Raw genomic sequence first — 16694 nt, forward strand, 5'->3', positions numbered from 1 at the left:
CATGGGGTTATTCTTGTGCAACCGTCCTGAAAGGGACATAACACCCGTTTACTGTATCCGGGTTGTTTCCGGCCCTAGGATGGGGGAATGATCAAGCGAACAGCGATATTCATCATGGCGTTTCTGGTGCTCGGCGGCACGGCCACGGGTACTGAGCGCTACCCGGATACGGTTCGGAAGGCCCTCGACAGCGATCCGCGCTATCGCGATCTCACCGTCGTGAAGATCTATGTCCGTCGTCCGGCACCGACTCATTCCGGTTTCATGTACGAGGTCGTGCTCGATGGCGACGATGGTGAGCGCCTCATCTATGTCGATCCGGACCAGGACAAGGTGATCTACACGACGGCTCCCAATCAGGCAGACGAAAACTGACGACCATGCGAATTCTACTGGTTGAAGACGATCCCGATCTGGCACGACAGATCCGGCGGCTGCTGGAACAGGAAGGCTATGCCGTCGATCACGCAGCCGATGGGCCACTGGCGCTGGAAATGGGCCGCGACGCGCCATATGCCGCCGTCATCCTCGATCCGGGGGTTCCCGGGATGGACGGGCTCACCGTGCTCAAGCGCTGGCGCAACGCGGGACTGACCATGCCGGTGATCGTCCTGACAGCCTCGCGCACCGAGGTCTCGGACATGCGTGAAGGTGTTCGCGCCGGGGCCACCAACTACCTGCTCAAGCCGGTCGACAGCGAGCTTCTGCTGGACTGGGTGCGCGGCGTGGTCAACTCGGCCGGGCCCAACAGCCGCGGGGTCATCCTCGAACGCGGCGACCTGCGCATCGACACGGTGGCACTGAAGGTCTGGCTCGGCGACGATCTCCTGCGACTGACCCCCACGGAATACAGAATTCTCCTCTGCCTGACCACTGCCGATGGTCGACCGATGCAGGCCCAGGAAATTGTCGAACGCGGGTTCGATGCCGAAAGCACGAAGACCGCCGCCGAAATCCCGGTCTATGTCAGCCGGTTGCGTGACAAGCTCGGGCGAACGGCGATCGAGACCGTGCACGGCTTCGGCTATCGCCTTGCTGACGAGGTGAACCGGCCGTGATCCTGAGGCTTCGCGAGCCGCGGAGCCTGATGCGGCGTTTTGCTCTCGTTGCCGGTATCCTTTTCGTCGTGGTCGGCGTTTCGAGCTGGTTTGCGCTCCAGACGGCCATTCAGGGGCCGGCGGAGGCCGTGGTGGAGAACCGCCTGCTGGCCCTTGCGCGCGAACTCAGGGGATATTGGGCGACGGCCGAAATCACGGGTGTGGCACCATTCGGCCCGGGGGATGTGGAACTGGTCTGGCAGATCGCTGCCGATGACGGGACACTCTACCGGTCGGATCTGCTGTTCTTCGAGGATGTCATCCTGCCGACACCGGTCGACGTTTCGGTAAGTTTCACGCAAAGGGATATCGACACGCCGATCGGTACGTTTCGCACGGTGGTTCGCCGGATCAAGGAAAGTGTGCCTTCAGCTCCAGGTGTCGAAAATCCCGGCTCGAAATACGTCACCTACTGGGCGGCGATCACGAGCGAACGACGTGCGGCGATCATGGCCGAACATGCAGCACCCTTCGAACGGGCCGCTGTGCAGATTTTCACCGTGCTGGGATTGTTGCTGCTGGGCATCCTGCTCATGCTCGGTATCGTGCTGGGTGTGCCCCTGCGCCGCCTTCGCCACGCCGCCGCCCGGTTCGAAGCAGGTGCCACCCATCGCATCGAGGGGGAATTCCCCAGCGAGATTGCGGCAGTGGTCAGTCAGCTCAACGAGGCCCTGGCACGCAGCGAGGTCCTGGTGCAGCGCACACGACGCTACATCGGCAAGATCGGGCATGACCTCAAGCATCCGCTCGCCATCATTCGCAACGCGCTGGACCAGCCCGACGAGCGCGACATGGCGATCCGTCGCATCGACGGCATGGCCGCGCTGCTCGACCGTTATACGGCGCTTGCGACGGCGGTCGGCCCCGGCGCACCCGAACCCGCGGTCCATCTGCTGCCGATCCTGCGCGATGTCTGCGATGGTGTGGCGCTCATCTATCGACGTACGCCGATCGCGATCGAAATCGACTGTTCTCCCGCGATCGAATTGCGCATTCCGCGCCAGGATCTCGAGGCCATGGTGACCAACCTGGTGACCAATGCATCCAAGCATGCGCGCTCGCGGATCGTCGTGTCGGCCATGGATGGCAGTCCCTTCCGCCTCACGGTGAGCGATGATGGTCCGGGTCTGAGCGATGTCGAGAGGGAGCGGGCGGTCGACTGGGGCGAACGTCTCGATCTCGCACCGCCGGGCTCGGGCTTCGGCCTTGCCATCGTCAAGGATCTGGTCGAGCTCCACGGTGGCATGCTGACGCTGGCCGCATCGAGGCTGGGCGGCCTTGAGGCGCGCCTCGAAATCCAGCTCAGGCATTGAAGACCTGAAGATCTTCGGAGAATTTTCAATTCCGCCAGGTGAGGAGGGTCTTTTCAGCACGACCGACGAGCCAGCTGGTGGCGACGCCCAGGACCGACAGGATGGCGACGCCGGCAAACAGGCGCTCCAGGTCGTAGAGGCTGCCGGCTTCGAGGATATAGGCTCCGATGCCGTGTTCCGCGCCCAGCATCTCGGCTGCGACCAGCAGGATGATGGCGATGGCGAGAGAGACGCGCAGGCCGGACAGGATGGCGGGAAGCGCACCGGGCAGAATGATCTTGCGGGTGATGGACCACCACGAAAGATTGAAACTCTGTCCCATGCGGATCAATGTCCTATCGACATTGTCCACGCCGCCATAGGTCGCCACCACCATCGGCGTGAAGGTACCGAGCGCAATCAGCGCATATTTCGATCCTTCGTCGATACCGAACCAGATGATGAACAAGGGCAGGAGCGCAATCTTGGGAATGGGGAAGATCGCGGCGACGATCGGCACGAGTGCGGCACGAACGACGCTGAACAGGCCGATGAGAACGCCGACCACGATACCCGCGGTCACTCCCAGCAACGAGCCGACGAACAGCCGCGACAGCGATGGCAGGAGGTGTTCCCAGAGCAGCCCGGAGCGGTAGAGGCTGACGAATGTGAGCGCGACATCGGAGGGGCGGGGAAGCGTCAGGGAGGAGATGAAACCTGTCCGGGTACCCACTTCGAGCAGCGAAATGATCGCGATGAAGACCAGAGGTGCTGCAAACCTGACGGGTCGTGGGGAGAATCCTCCGCCGCGGAAAGGAACGGGGCGGGGATTATCCATGAACGAGTTCATTGTCGGCCCGAACCACCTCGTCGCGCATCTCCTGCCACAATCGCGCGCGAATGGCGGCAAGCTCGCCGTCCCGGTCGTCACGTCCTGCAAGTGGACGGTCAATGGTCACGATCTGGCGAATGGTGCCCGGACGGCGCGACAGCAGGACGATCCTGTGGCCGAGCCGCACCGCTTCATCGAGATTGTGGGTAACATAGACGGCCGTGAACGGTGACCGGGTCCACAACCCCACCAGATCGTCCATCAGCAGTTCGCGGGTCTGGCTGTCGAGTGCGGAAAGCGGCTCGTCCATCAGCAGCACCGCGGGCCGCACGGCCAGTGCACGGGCGATTCCCACCCGCTGCCGCATCCCCCCCGAAAGCTGGCGGGGCAGGGCGTCGCGGAAGTCCGTCAGCCGGGTTCGTTCAAGGACATCGTCGACGATCTCGCGCCGGGCCGCGCGACTGAGTCGATGATCCTCAAGAACGAGACGTATATTGCCCTCGACCGTACGCCATGGCAGCAACGCGAAATCCTGAAAGACATAAGTCAGCGGATTGAGCGTATCGGGTGGAACGGCCCCCTCCTGCATGACCCTGCCGGAGGCCGGTCTCTCCATCCCGCCGATGATTCGCAATAGCGTCGATTTGCCGCATCCGGACGGGCCGATCAGGCAGGTGACCCGCCCGCCGACGATGTCAAGGTCAATGGATTGCAGGACGTCGACATCGGCATAGCGATGGTTCACCTGCTCAAGACGCAGTTCCATGACTTCGGATCAAAATGTCCGCACATAGGAGGAGTCGACCAGCGTGTCCATGCCGACATCCTCGTCGACCAGTCCTTCCGACTTGAACCAGCCAAGCTGGTCACCGACGCTGGTGACGTTGAGTGCCGCGTCCCTGTTGATGCGCATGGCGCCGTCACGGATCGATTTTTCCGCCTCCTCGTAGGGCTTGTCGGCATAGACATATTTGTGGATGAGCTCGACCATTTCCGTGGCTTTGTCCTCGCCCAGGGTCCTGTCGACCAGTGCCGCGTCGAAATCGTCGGCCCCGCGGGAAAAGGCGCGAAGGAAGGCTTCTGTCCTGGGGCGATCGTCAACGGCGTTGGCAGTCGAGGTGAAGACCGTGGTTACCTGATAATCGGGAATGAAGTCCGCGACCATGCCGATGTGCCGGACGGCACCGCTCTCGACCAGGGGTTTTCCGATATGGGGAACGATACTCCATGCGTCGATCTGTCCGGACTTGAGCGCACCGATGATCGCCGGCACCTTCTGCAACGGCTTCAGCCTGAGATCCGCGATTCCTTCCCTTTCGGCGATCTTCGCCGCCATGTAGTGGAAGGACGAGCCTGCCGTCGTGATGCCGAAGGTGCGTCCCGCCAGATCCCCGGGAGATGTCAGTCCATCCGCATAGGCCGCCTCGGATGCGAGGATCATCTGCCCATCGATCCCCTTTTCCTCCTGCAGGGCACCGCCAATGACCTTCACTGCACCCTTTTGGGCAAGGCTGACGAGGCCGCCGGTGACCGAGGTGACACTGAAATCGGCATCGCCCGAGGCGATGGCAACGGCCATGGGCTGTGCCGCCTCGAAGAACCGGAAGGTCACGTCAAGCCCTTCGTCGGCAAAATAACCGCGCTCGAAAGCGACGAAACTCGCGGCATGGCTGGTGAAGCGCAGGGCACCGACATTCAGTGGCGTACCGGCACGGCCGATGCGAGGGAACATGGCGCCGGCAGCGAGGCCCGCGGCACCGGTCAGCGCCTGTCGCCGTTTCATCCTGATCTCCACCATCACTCATCCTCCCTTTCGTGATCGTCCCGACATCCGCAACGACACCGCCCGGCAATGGCTTGCCGCATCGGGCCATGCCGCTTCCAAAAACTCCGTCTCAAGGCCACAATCATCGCCGGACGGCAGTCACGATGTCGGGTCAGGCTCGCCTGGTGAAATTGTCGGCATAGGCCTTCGGTCGCACGACGCGCCGGTGAGGATCATCGACATGAAACTCGATCTGCTCGCGCTTGCAATAGGCCATGGCTGCTTCCTTCGACGGGAAATGCAGCTGAACCTGTTGCTGGGTGTCGTCGGAACCGATCCAGCCGATCAGCCGGTCGGCCTGCTTGCGTGCCGTCGGCTCGAACTCGACGAGCCATTGCCGGGTCTTGCGCCGGCCTGACGAGGCCTGCGTCTTGGCCGGTTGGTAGATACGTGCAGTCGCCATGGTCGACGGGCCTCCTCCTGAGCGCGTGCGCAACAGCTAGAATGTTTGGCGCCGGAGTTCAAGCCGGAGCGCCCCAGCGCTGCCGCAGGTTGTCACGATTGATCTGCAGCCAGCGCAACAGCAACTGGGCGTTGGCTGCGGTGATGCGTTCGCAGTCGATTAATTCGAGCGCCTGGTCGAAAGTCACCAGATGGGTGCGGATATCCTCGTTTTCATCATCGAGGCCGTGAATGCCGGCCGATACCGAGCCCGCATCGAAACGGGCGATGAACATCGTCGTGCGCTCGCTGACGGCTCCCGGACTGGGGGCATAGACACCGACACGCTCCAGCCTGTCGACCTCGATGCCGGCTTCCTCACCGACTTCGCGGCGCGCCGTCGTCGGCGGATCCTCATGGTCTTCCATCAATCCGGCGATGCATTCCAGCAGCCATGGACCGCCCTCGTGGTCTATGGCACCGGTACGGAACTGCTCGATCAAAAGCACGATATCGCGCTGTGGGTCATAGGGAAGCACGCATACCGCGCGGGGAATGCGAAGCAGTTCCCGATCGAACTCCCCGCTCCAGGAACCGTCGAACCGTCGATGCCGGAGCCTGAGCTTCTCGAAGCGGAAGAACCCCTGCGACGCGACGCGGCGGTCAATGATCTCAAGATCGCGTTCCGCGTCGAACGTCGATGTTTTCGGCATGGAGGATAACTTCAACCGAAGGCCTTGAAGGTGATGAGCGTGAAGGTGTCCTTGACGCCGTCGAGTACCTGCACCCGGCTGTTGACGAAACGACCGATATCCACACCCTGATCGAGGTGGAATTTCATGATGAGGTCATATTGCCCGGAGATCGAGTAGACTTCGGAAGCCTCTTCGATCCTCTCGCGCGCGGCCTCGGCCACCTCATAGGATTGCCCGAGCTCACATTTGACCATCACGAAGATCGTCTGCATCGCGTCACCTGTTCCGCCTTCCGGTCATGCCCGCAACGAAGACGGACCCATCGTTGCGACTGGTCGGATGATATGCCCGAACTCCATGGATTCCGGGTTAGCCTGCCAAGGCTTTTGCAGGAACGGGCCGCAAAAGGAAAGCCGGAACATGGTCCCCCAACCCCAGCACGGGACGCTCATCATCACGCGTGTCACGACGCCGGCGAGTAGGCTGTGCCGCTTCCCGGCCCCTTCCGGTCGGGGCCGTCCGGGCCTTGGTCTTGAAAACACCGCTTTCCTCGCGCCTGACCGTACGGCTGCGGGCGGTCCTGCCGGACCGTGCGGAACTCCTGTCCTCACCGCCGGCATCCGCCTCCGGCTCGGCACGATGCGCCATGGTGTGACGCTCGATCGTGCGTCCGGTCAGGCGCTCGATGGCCGAAACCAGCTTGCTGTCGTCGGGAGTGGAGAAGGTGAATGCCTTGCCCTCGCGCCCGGCGCGCCCGGTGCGGCCGATGCGGTGAATGTAGTCGTCCGCATGCAGGGGCACGTCGAAGTTCACCACAAGCGGCATGTCGGAGATGTCGAGCCCGCGGGCCGCGACGTCCGTGGCCACCAGCAGGTCGACCTCGCCGCGCTTGAAGGCGGTCAGGGTGGCGTCACGCTGGCTCTGGTCGAGATCGCCGTGAATGTCGCTGGCATTGTAGTCGGCACGCTTGAGGAACTGGGTCAGCGTGCTGACATCGCGCTTGCGATTGCAGAAGATGATCGCCTTGTCGGCCGCCTCGGCGCGCAGCAGCTGGTCGAGCGCCTGACGCTTCCTGCGGCCATCCGCCAGCGGTACGAGCATGTCCTTGATGAGGCTCTTGGTCTGGGCGGGACGCGCAACCTCGACCTCCAGGGGATCGGTGAGGAAGCGCTCGGCCAGCCGGCGGATTTCCTTCGGCATGGTCGCCGAGAACAAAAGGGTCTGCTTGCGGAGCGCCATGAGCTGCATGATCCGCTCGACATCGGGGATGAACCCCATGTCCAGCATCCGGTCAGCCTCGTCGATCACGACGACGTTGACGCCACCGAGAAGGATCTTGCCACGATCGAACCAGTCCAGCATCCGCCCGGGCGTGGCAATCAGGACATCGACCCCCTTTTCGAGGACCTTTTCCTGTTCGCCCATGCCGACGCCGCCGATGAGCAACGCCATGCTGAGATTGAGGTATTTGCCGTAAATCTCGAAATTCTCGGCCGTCTGGGTCGCCAGCTCGCGTGTCGGGCTGAGAATGAGCGAGCGGGGCATGCGGGCCCGGGCCCGACCGGATGCGAGGATATCGAGCATCGGCAATGTGAATGAGGCCGTCTTGCCCGTACCGGTCTGTGCTATTCCCACGATATCGCGTCGCTTGAGGACCTCGGGGATTGCGCGGCTCTGGATTTCCGTGGGCTTTTCGTACCCTGCGTCACGGATTGCACGCAGAATGTCTTCGCGGAGGCCAAGTCCTGCGAAGCCGTCAATTTGTTCAGTGGTCAATGATAACCTTCAAGCCTGATGATAGTGTTTGATGTTGCATATGTGGGTGTCGACGAGCATTTGTCAATCAAACAGATTGCAGTTTCAGTTCTGATCCGATCCACAGAACACGCGCGTACATCAAGAAGTTAACGTCCGATGCCGGTGCCGCCATGATCCTGCGACGGCGAATGTCCATCATCCGGCAAGGGTCATCCCCCGCACGGACGCCGGCAGCCCCGGCGATCCAGTGCCGTTTGCCGGCTTTTCCGGCCGAATGACCCTTTCGGCCGGCCATGGACCCGATGGCTTCATCTTGAACCGCGAGACGCAGGAACCACATCCACGACGACCCGTTAACTTGCGAGATGATCAAAAGGCTATGCCGGAGAACGTCCAACCCTTCGAGGCCGAAGTCGGCCGCATTCTCGATCTGGTGATCAATTCGCTCTACAAGGAGCGAGACATCTTCCTGCGCGAACTGGTGTCGAATGCATCGGATGCGTGCGACAAGCTGCGTTACGAGAGCCTTTCACAGCCGGAACTGCTCGAGGGCGAAAGCGCCTTTGCCATTCGTGTCCGCAGTGACGAGGACCATGGCCTCCTGGAGATTGCCGACAACGGTATCGGTATGGATCGGGACGATCTGGTCGACAATCTGGGGACGATCGCCCGTTCGGGAACGTCACGGTTCCTCGAAGCCGTCACAGGCGACCGGAAAGCCGACCTGAAGCTGATCGGCCAGTTCGGCGTCGGGTTCTATTCCGTATTCATGGTTGCCGACAAGGTGATCGTCCGGTCGCGCAAGGCCGGCGACAAGCAGGGCTGGCTTTGGGTCTCGGACGGGAAGACAGGCTATTCCATCAGCGAGGCCGAAGATGCGCTGCCGCGCGGAACCTCGATCACCCTCCACCTGAAGGAGGATGCCAAGGAGTTCCTCGCGGACCGGCGAATCCGCGACATCATCCGCCGCTACTCCGATCACATCGGTTTTCCGATCACTCTGGAGACTGTTGCCGGCAAGGACAGTGAGGCCGAGGGCAAGAAAGACGGCGATCCTGAGCAGATCAACGACGGCTCCGCATTGTGGGCTCGCAATCGTTCGGACATCACCGAGGAGCAGTACAGGGAATTCTACCACCACAACGCACACGCGTTCGACGATCCGTTTGTCCGCGTGCATTTCTCGGCAGAGGGTACGCTGGCCTACACCGCGTTGCTGTTCATGCCGACGCAAAAGCCGTTCGACCTCTACGACCCCAAGCGGCACCACGGTGTGAAGCTCTATGTCCGTCGCGTCTTCATCGGCGATGACGTGGAGGCGCTTTTGCCCCGCTATCTGCGCTTTGTTTCCGGTGTGGTCGACAGCGAGGACCTGCAGCTCAATGTCAGCCGCGAGACGCTGCAGCATGGCAGCGTCGTTGCCCGTATGAGGAAGGTCCTGGTCAAGCGCCTGCTCGACGAGCTGGCCCGGAAGGCGAAGGCCGACGCCACGGCTGCCGGCACCGGGGGCGAGGGGGAAGCCGCAGAGGACATGTCCGGGGAGCAGGAGGCTGCGACCTACACGATGTTCTGGGAGTCCTTCGGGGCGGTGCTCAAGGAAGGGCTCTACGAGGATCGCGAGAATCGCGGGCGATTGATGGAACTGGCCCGGTTCCGCACCACCCGGGACGATGGCTGGACCAGCCTTGCCGGGTATGTGGAACGGATGAAGCCGGGCCAGGAGGCGATCTACTACATCAGTGGTGAAAATATCGCCGGCCTGCGCAACAGTCCGCAGCTGGAGCAGGCGCGGGCCAGGGGAGTCGAGGTGTTGCTGCTCGATGACCCGGTGGACGAGTTCTGGCTGCCCGAGGTCGACGAACACGATGGCAGGAAATTCACCTCGCTGACCAAGGGGGATGTCGATCTCTCCTCGATCGACGGCGGTTCGCAGAAGGACGAGGAGCAGCCGGTCGAGGGGCTCGACAAGCTGATCGCGACGATCAAGCTCGCGCTGGGTGACGCGGTCAAGGACGTGAAACTGTCCAAACGGCTTACGGACAGCGCCGTCTGCCTGGTTGCCGATGCCGGTTCGATGGACATGCGCCTGGAACGCTTCCTCAAGCAGCACAACCAGCTTGCCCAGCTGGGCGGCCGTATCCTCGAAGTCAACGGCGGCCATGCCCTTGTCCGGCGCATGGCGGCACTTGTCGACGATGCCGGCAGGGAAAACGAGCTGCGTGAGCTGTCGCAACTCCTTCTCGATCAGGCCCGCATCATCGAGGGGGAACCCGTTCCCGATCCGGGCGCGTTTTCGCGCCGCATGAGCCGCTATCTGGCGCAGGCCGTCGCCGGCTGACACCGGATCCCGGGCGGCATTGCGCCATTCCTTGCGCTGCAATGCCGTCCGGCTGCTCCCTGTCGCGTTCCGTCGGCCATCCTTGCTTGTGGAGTGAGGAGGGATAGCGTGCTAGACAGCGGCTTCTGGCGAACGAAACGGATATTTGTTCCGGATGGGGAGCGAACGGAATGGCCACCGCAATCAAGGATATTCGCAATCACCTCAAGGATCCCGCCCTGTTTCGCGAGCAGTGTCTCGTGGGCGGCGAATGGATCGATGCCGATGACGGCGCCACGATCAACGTGACCGACCCCGCCACCGGCGAGGTGATCGGTACAGCGCCGAAGCTGGGTGCCGCGGAGACCCGGCGCGCCATCGAGGCGGCACATGCCGCCTGGCCGGCCTGGCGGGCCAGGACCGCGAAGGAGCGCTCGGCCATTCTCGAACGCTGGGTCCAGCTCGTGAACGAGAATGTCGACGATCTCGCCTACATCATGACGCGGGAGCAGGGCAAGCCGCTGCCCGAGGCCCGGGGCGAGGTGGCCTACGCCAATTCCTTCCTCGAATGGTTCGCCGAGGAGGGCAAGCGCAACTATGGCGACGTGATTCCGCAGACCGTGGGCTCACGCCGCATCCTCGCGATCAAGCAGCCGGTCGGGGTCTGCGGCGCGATCACGCCATGGAACTTCCCCTCGGCCATGATCACCCGCAAGACGGGCCCCGGCCTTGCCGTGGGCTGCACCTTCGTCATCAAGCCCGCCAGCTACACTCCCTATTCCGCGCTGGCCATGGCCGTTCTGGGCGAGCGTGCCGGCGTTCCGGCCGGGGTGGTCAACATCGTCACCGGCGGTGCTCGCGAGATCGGCAGCGAAATCACGTCCAACAAGCTGGTGCGCAAGGTGACGTTCACCGGCTCCACCGAGGTGGGCAAGGTCCTGCTGCGGCAGTGTGCCGACACGGTCAAGAAGGTGTCCATGGAACTGGGCGGACATGCGCCCTTCATCGTCTTCGACGACGCCGACATCGATGCGGCCGTTCAGGGAGCCATCGTCTGCAAGTTCCGCAATGCCGGCCAGACCTGCGTGTGTACCAACCGCATCTATGTCCAGGCCGGGATCTATGACGAATTCGCGCGCAAGTTCGCCGAAGCCGTCGGAAAGCTCAAGGTCGGCAACGGTATCGAGGATGGTGTGACGGTCGGCCCGCTGATCGAGGCCTCGGCCATCGAGAAAGCCAGCGAGCACGTCCAGGATGCGGTCAGCAAGGGCGGATCGCTGATCACCGGCGGCAGCAGGCACAAGCTGGGCGGCCTGTTCTTCGAGCCGACGGTCATCGGCGGTTGCAATTCGGACATGAAAATCGCCCACGAGGAGACCTTCGGTCCGGTAGCGCCGCTGTTCAGGTTCGAGACCGAGAACGAAGTGATCAAGCTGGCCAATGACAGTGATGTCGGCCTTGCCGGCTACTTCTATGCCCGCGACATCGGCCGGGTCTTCCGGGTGGCCGAGGCGCTTGAGGTGGGCCTCGTGGGGGTCAATGACGGCGTCATCGCGACCGAGGTCGCTCCGTTCGGCGGCGTGAAGGAAAGCGGCCTCGGGCGCGAGGGCAGCAAGTACGGGATGGATGACTATCTCGAAATCAAGTATGTCAGTCTCGGGGGAATAAGCTGACGCATGGCTCAATATGATCTCTTCGTCATCGGCGGCGGGTCGGGTGGCGTTGCCTGCGCCCGCCGTGCTGCGAGCCATGGCGCCAGGGTCGGAATCGCCGAAAGGAGCAGGCTCGGTGGCACATGTGTCATTCGCGGCTGCGTTCCCAAGAAGCTGATGCACTACGGTGCCCATCTCGGGCACCTTGCACGGTTGTCGAAGGACTACGGCTGGCGCTTTGGTGATATCGCGCTGGATTTCGACAGCCTGGTCAGGTCCCGCAATGAAGAGATCGGCCGGCTGAACGGCATCTATCGCAAGATGCTGGACGGCGCCGGTGTGGCGATCCACGAGGGAAGGGCCATGATCGGCAGGGCGCGCGAGGGAGGGATGCATGCCGTCGAGATCGGCGGCGAGCGGCACATGGCCAGGAACGTGGTCGTCGCCGTTGGCGCCGCTCCCTCCCTTCCGCCGGTCGAGGGGATCGAGCACTGCGTCAGCTCCGATTTCATGCTTGAGGAAAGCTACCCGCTGCCAGGGCGTTTCGCCGTTGTCGGCGCCGGTTACATCGGCCTCGAAATCGCCAGTATACTCAATGGCCTGGGCAGCAGGACGACGCTGATCCTGCGCGGCGACGAGCCGCTGCGGGGATTCGACGACGACCTGCGCCGGACCCTCAGCCGCAGTCTCGAACGACAGGGAGTGAGTATCCGCGCCAGGACCGTCGTCGACCGGATCTCGAAGACGGATGACGGCATTCACCTGCATACGAATGTCGACACGGTCGACGCGGATCTCGTGCTCTATTCCACGGGCCGCAAGCCTGTGCCGTGCACCGACGGGCTGGGGCTGGACGAAATCGGCGTGATGCGCAACAGCGACGGCATGATCTATGTCGATGCCACCTATGCCACCAATGTCGAGGGTATTTATGCCGTTGGCGACTGCAGCGACCACGCGGGCAACGGCATGGATGGCGGTCAGTTCGACCTGACGCCCGTGGCCATTGCCGAAGGGCGGGTTGTCGCCGAATCGTTGTTCAACAACAATCCGCACAAGGTTCGCTACGATACAATTCCCACAGCCGTGTTTTCCCGGCCCGAGGCGGCATCGGTGGGCATGAGCGAGTGGCTCGCCCGTGCCCAGGGCTATGATGTCGAGATCTACCGGACCAGCTTCAGGCCGATGATCTTGAGTTTCACGGCGAGCGAGGAGCGGATCTTCATGAAGCTCGTCGTCGACCGGGCGACCGACAGGGTCCTGGGCTGTCACATGGTCGGTGACGATGCCGCCGAACTGATCCAGGGATTTGCCGTGGCGCTGACCGCGGGTGCCACCAAGGCACAGTTCGACGAGACGGTGGGCATTCATCCGAGCGCCGCCGAGGAGTTCGTCACCATGTACAAGCCATCTCCGCCGGACTGAACGACCCGTGTCGGCTGCAATAATACCGATGCCGGCACGACAGCTTGCGCTTTGTCGACAAAATTGCCACCTTATCACTCGATAGGGTCGGTCGGAATTGTCATGATGTCCGGTCGGGAAACGCTCCGGTAGCCGACGACGGAGACGCCTTCTTTCGCCATTGCCGGTGGTGGAATTGACAGTCGGAAAATGAATGGCCTGGAATCGCTGTGATGACCACGAGTTGGAAGCCCGATAGCTGGCGCAAGATGAATCGCCTGCAGATGCCCGATTATCCCGAGGCGGATGCCCTGGCGACGGTCGAAGGCAAACTTGCGAGCTATCCGCCGCTGGTCTTTGCGGGCGAGGCCCGGAAGTTGCAGGAGGATCTGGCAAGGGTCTGCGAGGGCAGGGCCTTCCTGCTCCAAGGCGGGGATTGCGCGGAAGCCTTTGCCGATTTCTCGGCCGACAAGATCCGCGACACGCTGCGGGTGCTCTTGCAGATGGCCGTCGTGCTGACCTTCGGCGGCGGTATGGGCGTGGTCAAGCTGGGCCGCATGGCGGGACAGTTCGCCAAGCCGCGATCGTCCGACACGGAGACGGTGGACGGTATCGAACTGCCATCCTATCGCGGTGACATCATCAATGGCATCGAGTTCGACGAGGCCAGCCGTATTCCCGATCCGGGCCGTCAGTTGCAGGCCTATTCCCAGTCGGCGGCAACGATGAACCTCCTTCGTGCGTTCACGCAGGGCGGCTACGCCTCCTTGACCCGGGTGCACGAGTGGAACATGGGGTTTGTCGACCGGTCGCCGCAGGGCGAGCGCTATCGCGACATGGCGGACCGTATCAACATGGCGCTGGATTTCATGCGCGCCTGCGGCGTTTCGGACTTGACGACACCGGAAATCACCCGCACGGCTTTCTATACCAGTCACGAGGCCCTACTGCTCGGATACGAGCAGGCCATGACCCGCATCGATTCGACCACGGGCAAATGGTACGATACCTCGGCCCATCTGGTCTGGATCGGCGAGCGGACCCGTCAGCTTGACGGAGCCCATGTCGAGTATTGCCGCGGCATCTGCAACCCGATCGGCGTCAAGGCCGGTCCGGCCATTGCGCCAGACGATCTGCTGCGCCTGACAGACGTTCTCAATCCGGAGAACGTTCCCGGACGGCTTACGGTGATCGTGCGCATGGGTCACGACAAGGTGGGCGAGGGACTGCCGCCGCTGGTCCGTGCCATCGAGCGCGAGGGACGCAAGGTGGTGTGGACCTGCGATCCGATGCACGGCAACACGATCAAGACGGCCACCGGCTACAAGACCCGCCCGTTCGATCGTGTGCTGGCCGAGGTCCGCAACTTCTTCGAGATCCACAAGGCCGAAGGGACCCATGCCGGTGGCGTGCATCTGGAGATGACCGGACAGGACGTCACAGAGTGCACCGGCGGGGCCCAGGCCATCACCGATGCCGGGTTGTCGGACCGCTACCACACCTATTGCGATCCACGCCTGAACGCGCAGCAGAGCCTTGAACTCGCCTTCCTCATGGCCGAAGCCCTGCGTGACGAGCGCCTTGCCGCCCTTCGTCAGGCAAGCTGATCCCGTGATCGACAAGCGGGGCAATCTGCATTGTTGCCCGATTGCCCCGCTTGCAGGACGAGCTGGTTTTTTTTGAAAATAGGAAAATAATCTGTTATGATGGATGATCCTTTGTCAGCCTGGATCGAATGTCATGAACAGAACATCGGGCACGCGATACCTTGTGGTCGCCGGATGCCTCTCTGCCCTGCCGTTATCGTCGGCAGCATCGTCGGATATTGCGTCGTACCGCGAACGTGCTAGAAGTTGCGGAGCGGGCGGGCGTAGTTCAGAGGTAGAACGTCAGCTTCCCAAGCTGAATGTCGTGGGTTCGATTCCCATCGCCCGCTCCAGTGGCTCTGTGATTCGTCGGACGGTTCCGGCCAGCGAGTGTCATCTCGTGGAGGCGGTCTGATGGCGACCGTGGAGTTTCACCGCAGGGCCGGTTCCGACTGCCCGGCAATCGTCTTCCTCCACGGTTTCACCGGCCGGATGGGCGATACCTGGCATGCCTTCGCCTCCTTGCTGGGCGATGACCCGGAGCTGGACAGCTGGAACATCCTCTCGTTGGGCTATTCCACATCGTTGTTGCCGGGATTGCCGCATCTGTGGTCGGCCAATCCCGACCTCACCGCGCTGGCGGGGCAGCTGGCCACCCGGATGCACGACGGAGAGCTGTGCCATTATCCCAGGCTGGCGATCTTCGCCCACAGCATGGGAGGACTGGTCGTCCAGCGTGCGCTGGTCGATCATCCCGATCTTGTGGACAGGCTCAGCCATGTCCTGCTCTACGGCACACCCAGCGATGGCCTGCGCAAGGCGGGGCTTTTCCGTTTCCTGACGCGTCAGGTCCGGGACATGGCCGACGACAGCGCCTTCATGCAGGACCTGCGGGAAAGGCGGCCGGAAGTCTTCGCCGCACCGGCCTTCCGGTTCCGCGCCGTCGCGGGAACCCGCGATGATTTCGTTCCCCGGCGCAGCACGCTCGGGCCGTTCGGCGAACCTTACCGGGCCGATGTCGAAGGAAACCATCTGGAGATTGTCCGTGCTCGCGAACCATCCCATGAAGGCTTTCGTCTCGGCCGCAACCTGTTGCTGGATCACCCGGATGCGCATCTTGCCGGAAACGCGGCGAGCTGGATCCTCACACGGGACGGTTTCGGGCGGATCATCGAGCGTGATCTGCCGCATGCCGATGCGCTGTCGCCATCGCGTCTCGTCGATCTTGCCCTGGCACTGGAGGAATGCGGCAGGCGGGATGAGGCCACGGAACTTCTCGCCCGTCATGCGGGCAGGGACACCGACATCGCCGGTGCGCTGGGCGGGCGCTTCAAGCGGGCATGGCTGCAGGAGGGATTGCAGGCCGATTTCGACGCTGCCTGCCGTCACTACGGCGATGGGCTCGAACGGGCGCAGCGGGCGGGCGATCATGGCCAGATCCATTATCACGCGATCAATCTGGCCTATCTGCGCACGGTGTCCGCCAACCACGCCGATGCCGAAGCCCGCGCGCATGCGCGAACGGCCCGCGATCATGCCGGGCGCGATCCGGTACGGTCGGGCTGGCGTCATGCGAGTGGCGCCGATGCAGCGCTGATGCTGGGGGATCCGCAGGCGGCGCTGGAAGGCTATGCGCAAGCCTGCCGGGAGTTCGGCCCACGGGATGTCCGTCCGCTCAATTCCATGCTGCAACAGGCGTGCCATCTGGCCGATGTCCTTCTTGGTCGCGACCGTGACGGCTGGTTCGACGTGCTCGACGACAAGGTCAGGAAAATCCTGCCCTGATCTTTTGCTCCGCTCGCCATCGCCATTCTGCCTGACGGCCTTGCCTCGGACGGGGCAGGGTGCGAAATAC

15 protein-coding genes and 1 tRNA gene are annotated in these 16694 nt (G+C 62.8%); 9 read left to right on the forward strand and 7 right to left on the reverse strand.

The window, feature by feature from the left end:
- The first annotated feature begins 87 nt into the window (after positions 1–87).
- From H6851_14410 to H6851_14420, 3 genes are read left to right on the forward strand one after another with little or no spacing between them, the layout of a single operon-like run.
- Complete coding sequence (locus H6851_14410; GenBank protein ID MCB9944798.1) at positions 88–375, forward strand: hypothetical protein; 288 nt, start codon at positions 88–90, stop codon at positions 373–375.
- A gap of 5 nt (positions 376–380) precedes the next feature.
- A complete protein-coding gene (locus tag H6851_14415) occupies positions 381–1058 on the forward strand; it encodes a response regulator transcription factor (protein ID MCB9944799.1) in 678 nt (225 codons plus the stop codon).
- The gene (locus tag H6851_14420; GenBank protein ID MCB9944800.1) at positions 1055–2410 is read left to right on the forward strand and encodes a HAMP domain-containing histidine kinase; all 1356 of its coding nucleotides are present in this window, start codon (positions 1055–1057) and stop codon (positions 2408–2410) included. Before H6851_14415 ends, H6851_14420 begins: the two co-directional genes overlap by 4 nt.
- Before the next feature lie 25 nt (positions 2411–2435).
- Here H6851_14420 and H6851_14425 read toward each other — a convergent pair whose 3' ends face one another.
- The 7 genes from H6851_14425 to H6851_14455 form a co-directional block, all read right to left on the reverse strand.
- Entirely contained in the window at positions 2436–3227 is a 792-nt protein-coding gene (locus tag H6851_14425) for an ABC transporter permease (GenBank protein MCB9944801.1), read from the reverse strand.
- Positions 3220–3987 (reverse strand): ABC transporter ATP-binding protein, encoded by a 768-nt coding sequence (locus H6851_14430; protein ID MCB9944802.1) that lies wholly within the window; start codon positions 3985–3987, stop codon positions 3220–3222. Before H6851_14430 ends, H6851_14425 begins: the two co-directional genes overlap by 8 nt.
- Before the next feature lie 9 nt (positions 3988–3996).
- Positions 3997–5004, reverse strand: a complete 1008-nt coding sequence (locus H6851_14435; protein ID MCB9944803.1) for an ABC transporter substrate-binding protein — start codon at positions 5002–5004, stop codon at positions 3997–3999.
- A 154-nt stretch (positions 5005–5158) separates the two neighbouring features.
- Positions 5159–5449, reverse strand: coding sequence for an ETC complex I subunit (locus H6851_14440; protein MCB9944804.1), 291 nt, complete (start codon positions 5447–5449; stop codon positions 5159–5161).
- A gap of 58 nt (positions 5450–5507) precedes the next feature.
- On the reverse strand, positions 5508–6140 hold the full coding sequence (locus H6851_14445) for an NUDIX domain-containing protein (protein MCB9944805.1): 633 nt from the start codon (positions 6138–6140) through the stop codon (positions 5508–5510).
- 11 nt (positions 6141–6151) lie between these two features.
- The gene (locus H6851_14450; GenBank protein MCB9944806.1) at positions 6152–6394 is read right to left on the reverse strand and encodes an Lrp/AsnC ligand binding domain-containing protein; all 243 of its coding nucleotides are present in this window, start codon (positions 6392–6394) and stop codon (positions 6152–6154) included.
- A gap of 97 nt (positions 6395–6491) precedes the next feature.
- Positions 6492–7883: a DEAD/DEAH box helicase gene (locus tag H6851_14455; GenBank protein ID MCB9944807.1), complete on the reverse strand. Its 1392-nt coding sequence runs from the start codon at positions 7881–7883 to the stop codon at positions 6492–6494.
- Between the two features lie 376 nt (positions 7884–8259).
- On the opposite strand from H6851_14455, the gene htpG reads away from it, so the two are divergent.
- The 6 genes from htpG to H6851_14485 all read left to right on the forward strand — a co-directional run bounded on the left by htpG (position 8260) and on the right by H6851_14485 (position 16624).
- The gene (gene htpG, locus H6851_14460) at positions 8260–10218 is read left to right on the forward strand and encodes a molecular chaperone HtpG (GenBank protein MCB9944808.1); all 1959 of its coding nucleotides are present in this window, start codon (positions 8260–8262) and stop codon (positions 10216–10218) included.
- Positions 10219–10388: 170 nt separating this feature from the next.
- Positions 10389–11870: an NAD-dependent succinate-semialdehyde dehydrogenase gene (locus H6851_14465; GenBank protein MCB9944809.1), complete on the forward strand. Its 1482-nt coding sequence runs from the start codon at positions 10389–10391 to the stop codon at positions 11868–11870.
- A 3-nt stretch (positions 11871–11873) separates the two neighbouring features.
- Complete coding sequence (gorA, locus tag H6851_14470; protein ID MCB9944810.1) at positions 11874–13274, forward strand: glutathione-disulfide reductase; 1401 nt, start codon at positions 11874–11876, stop codon at positions 13272–13274.
- Between the two features lie 212 nt (positions 13275–13486).
- Positions 13487–14860 (forward strand): 3-deoxy-7-phosphoheptulonate synthase class II, encoded by a 1374-nt coding sequence (locus H6851_14475; GenBank protein ID MCB9944811.1) that lies wholly within the window; start codon positions 13487–13489, stop codon positions 14858–14860.
- Positions 14861–15117: 257 nt separating this feature from the next.
- Positions 15118–15192 (forward strand) — tRNA-Gly (locus tag H6851_14480).
- A gap of 61 nt (positions 15193–15253) precedes the next feature.
- Positions 15254–16624 (forward strand): alpha/beta hydrolase, encoded by a 1371-nt coding sequence (locus H6851_14485; GenBank protein MCB9944812.1) that lies wholly within the window; start codon positions 15254–15256, stop codon positions 16622–16624.
- Positions 16625–16694 lie beyond the last annotated feature (70 nt).

This window comes from Geminicoccaceae bacterium, from assembly GCA_020638465.1.
GTDB lineage: Bacteria > Pseudomonadota > Alphaproteobacteria > Geminicoccales > Geminicoccaceae > JAGREO01.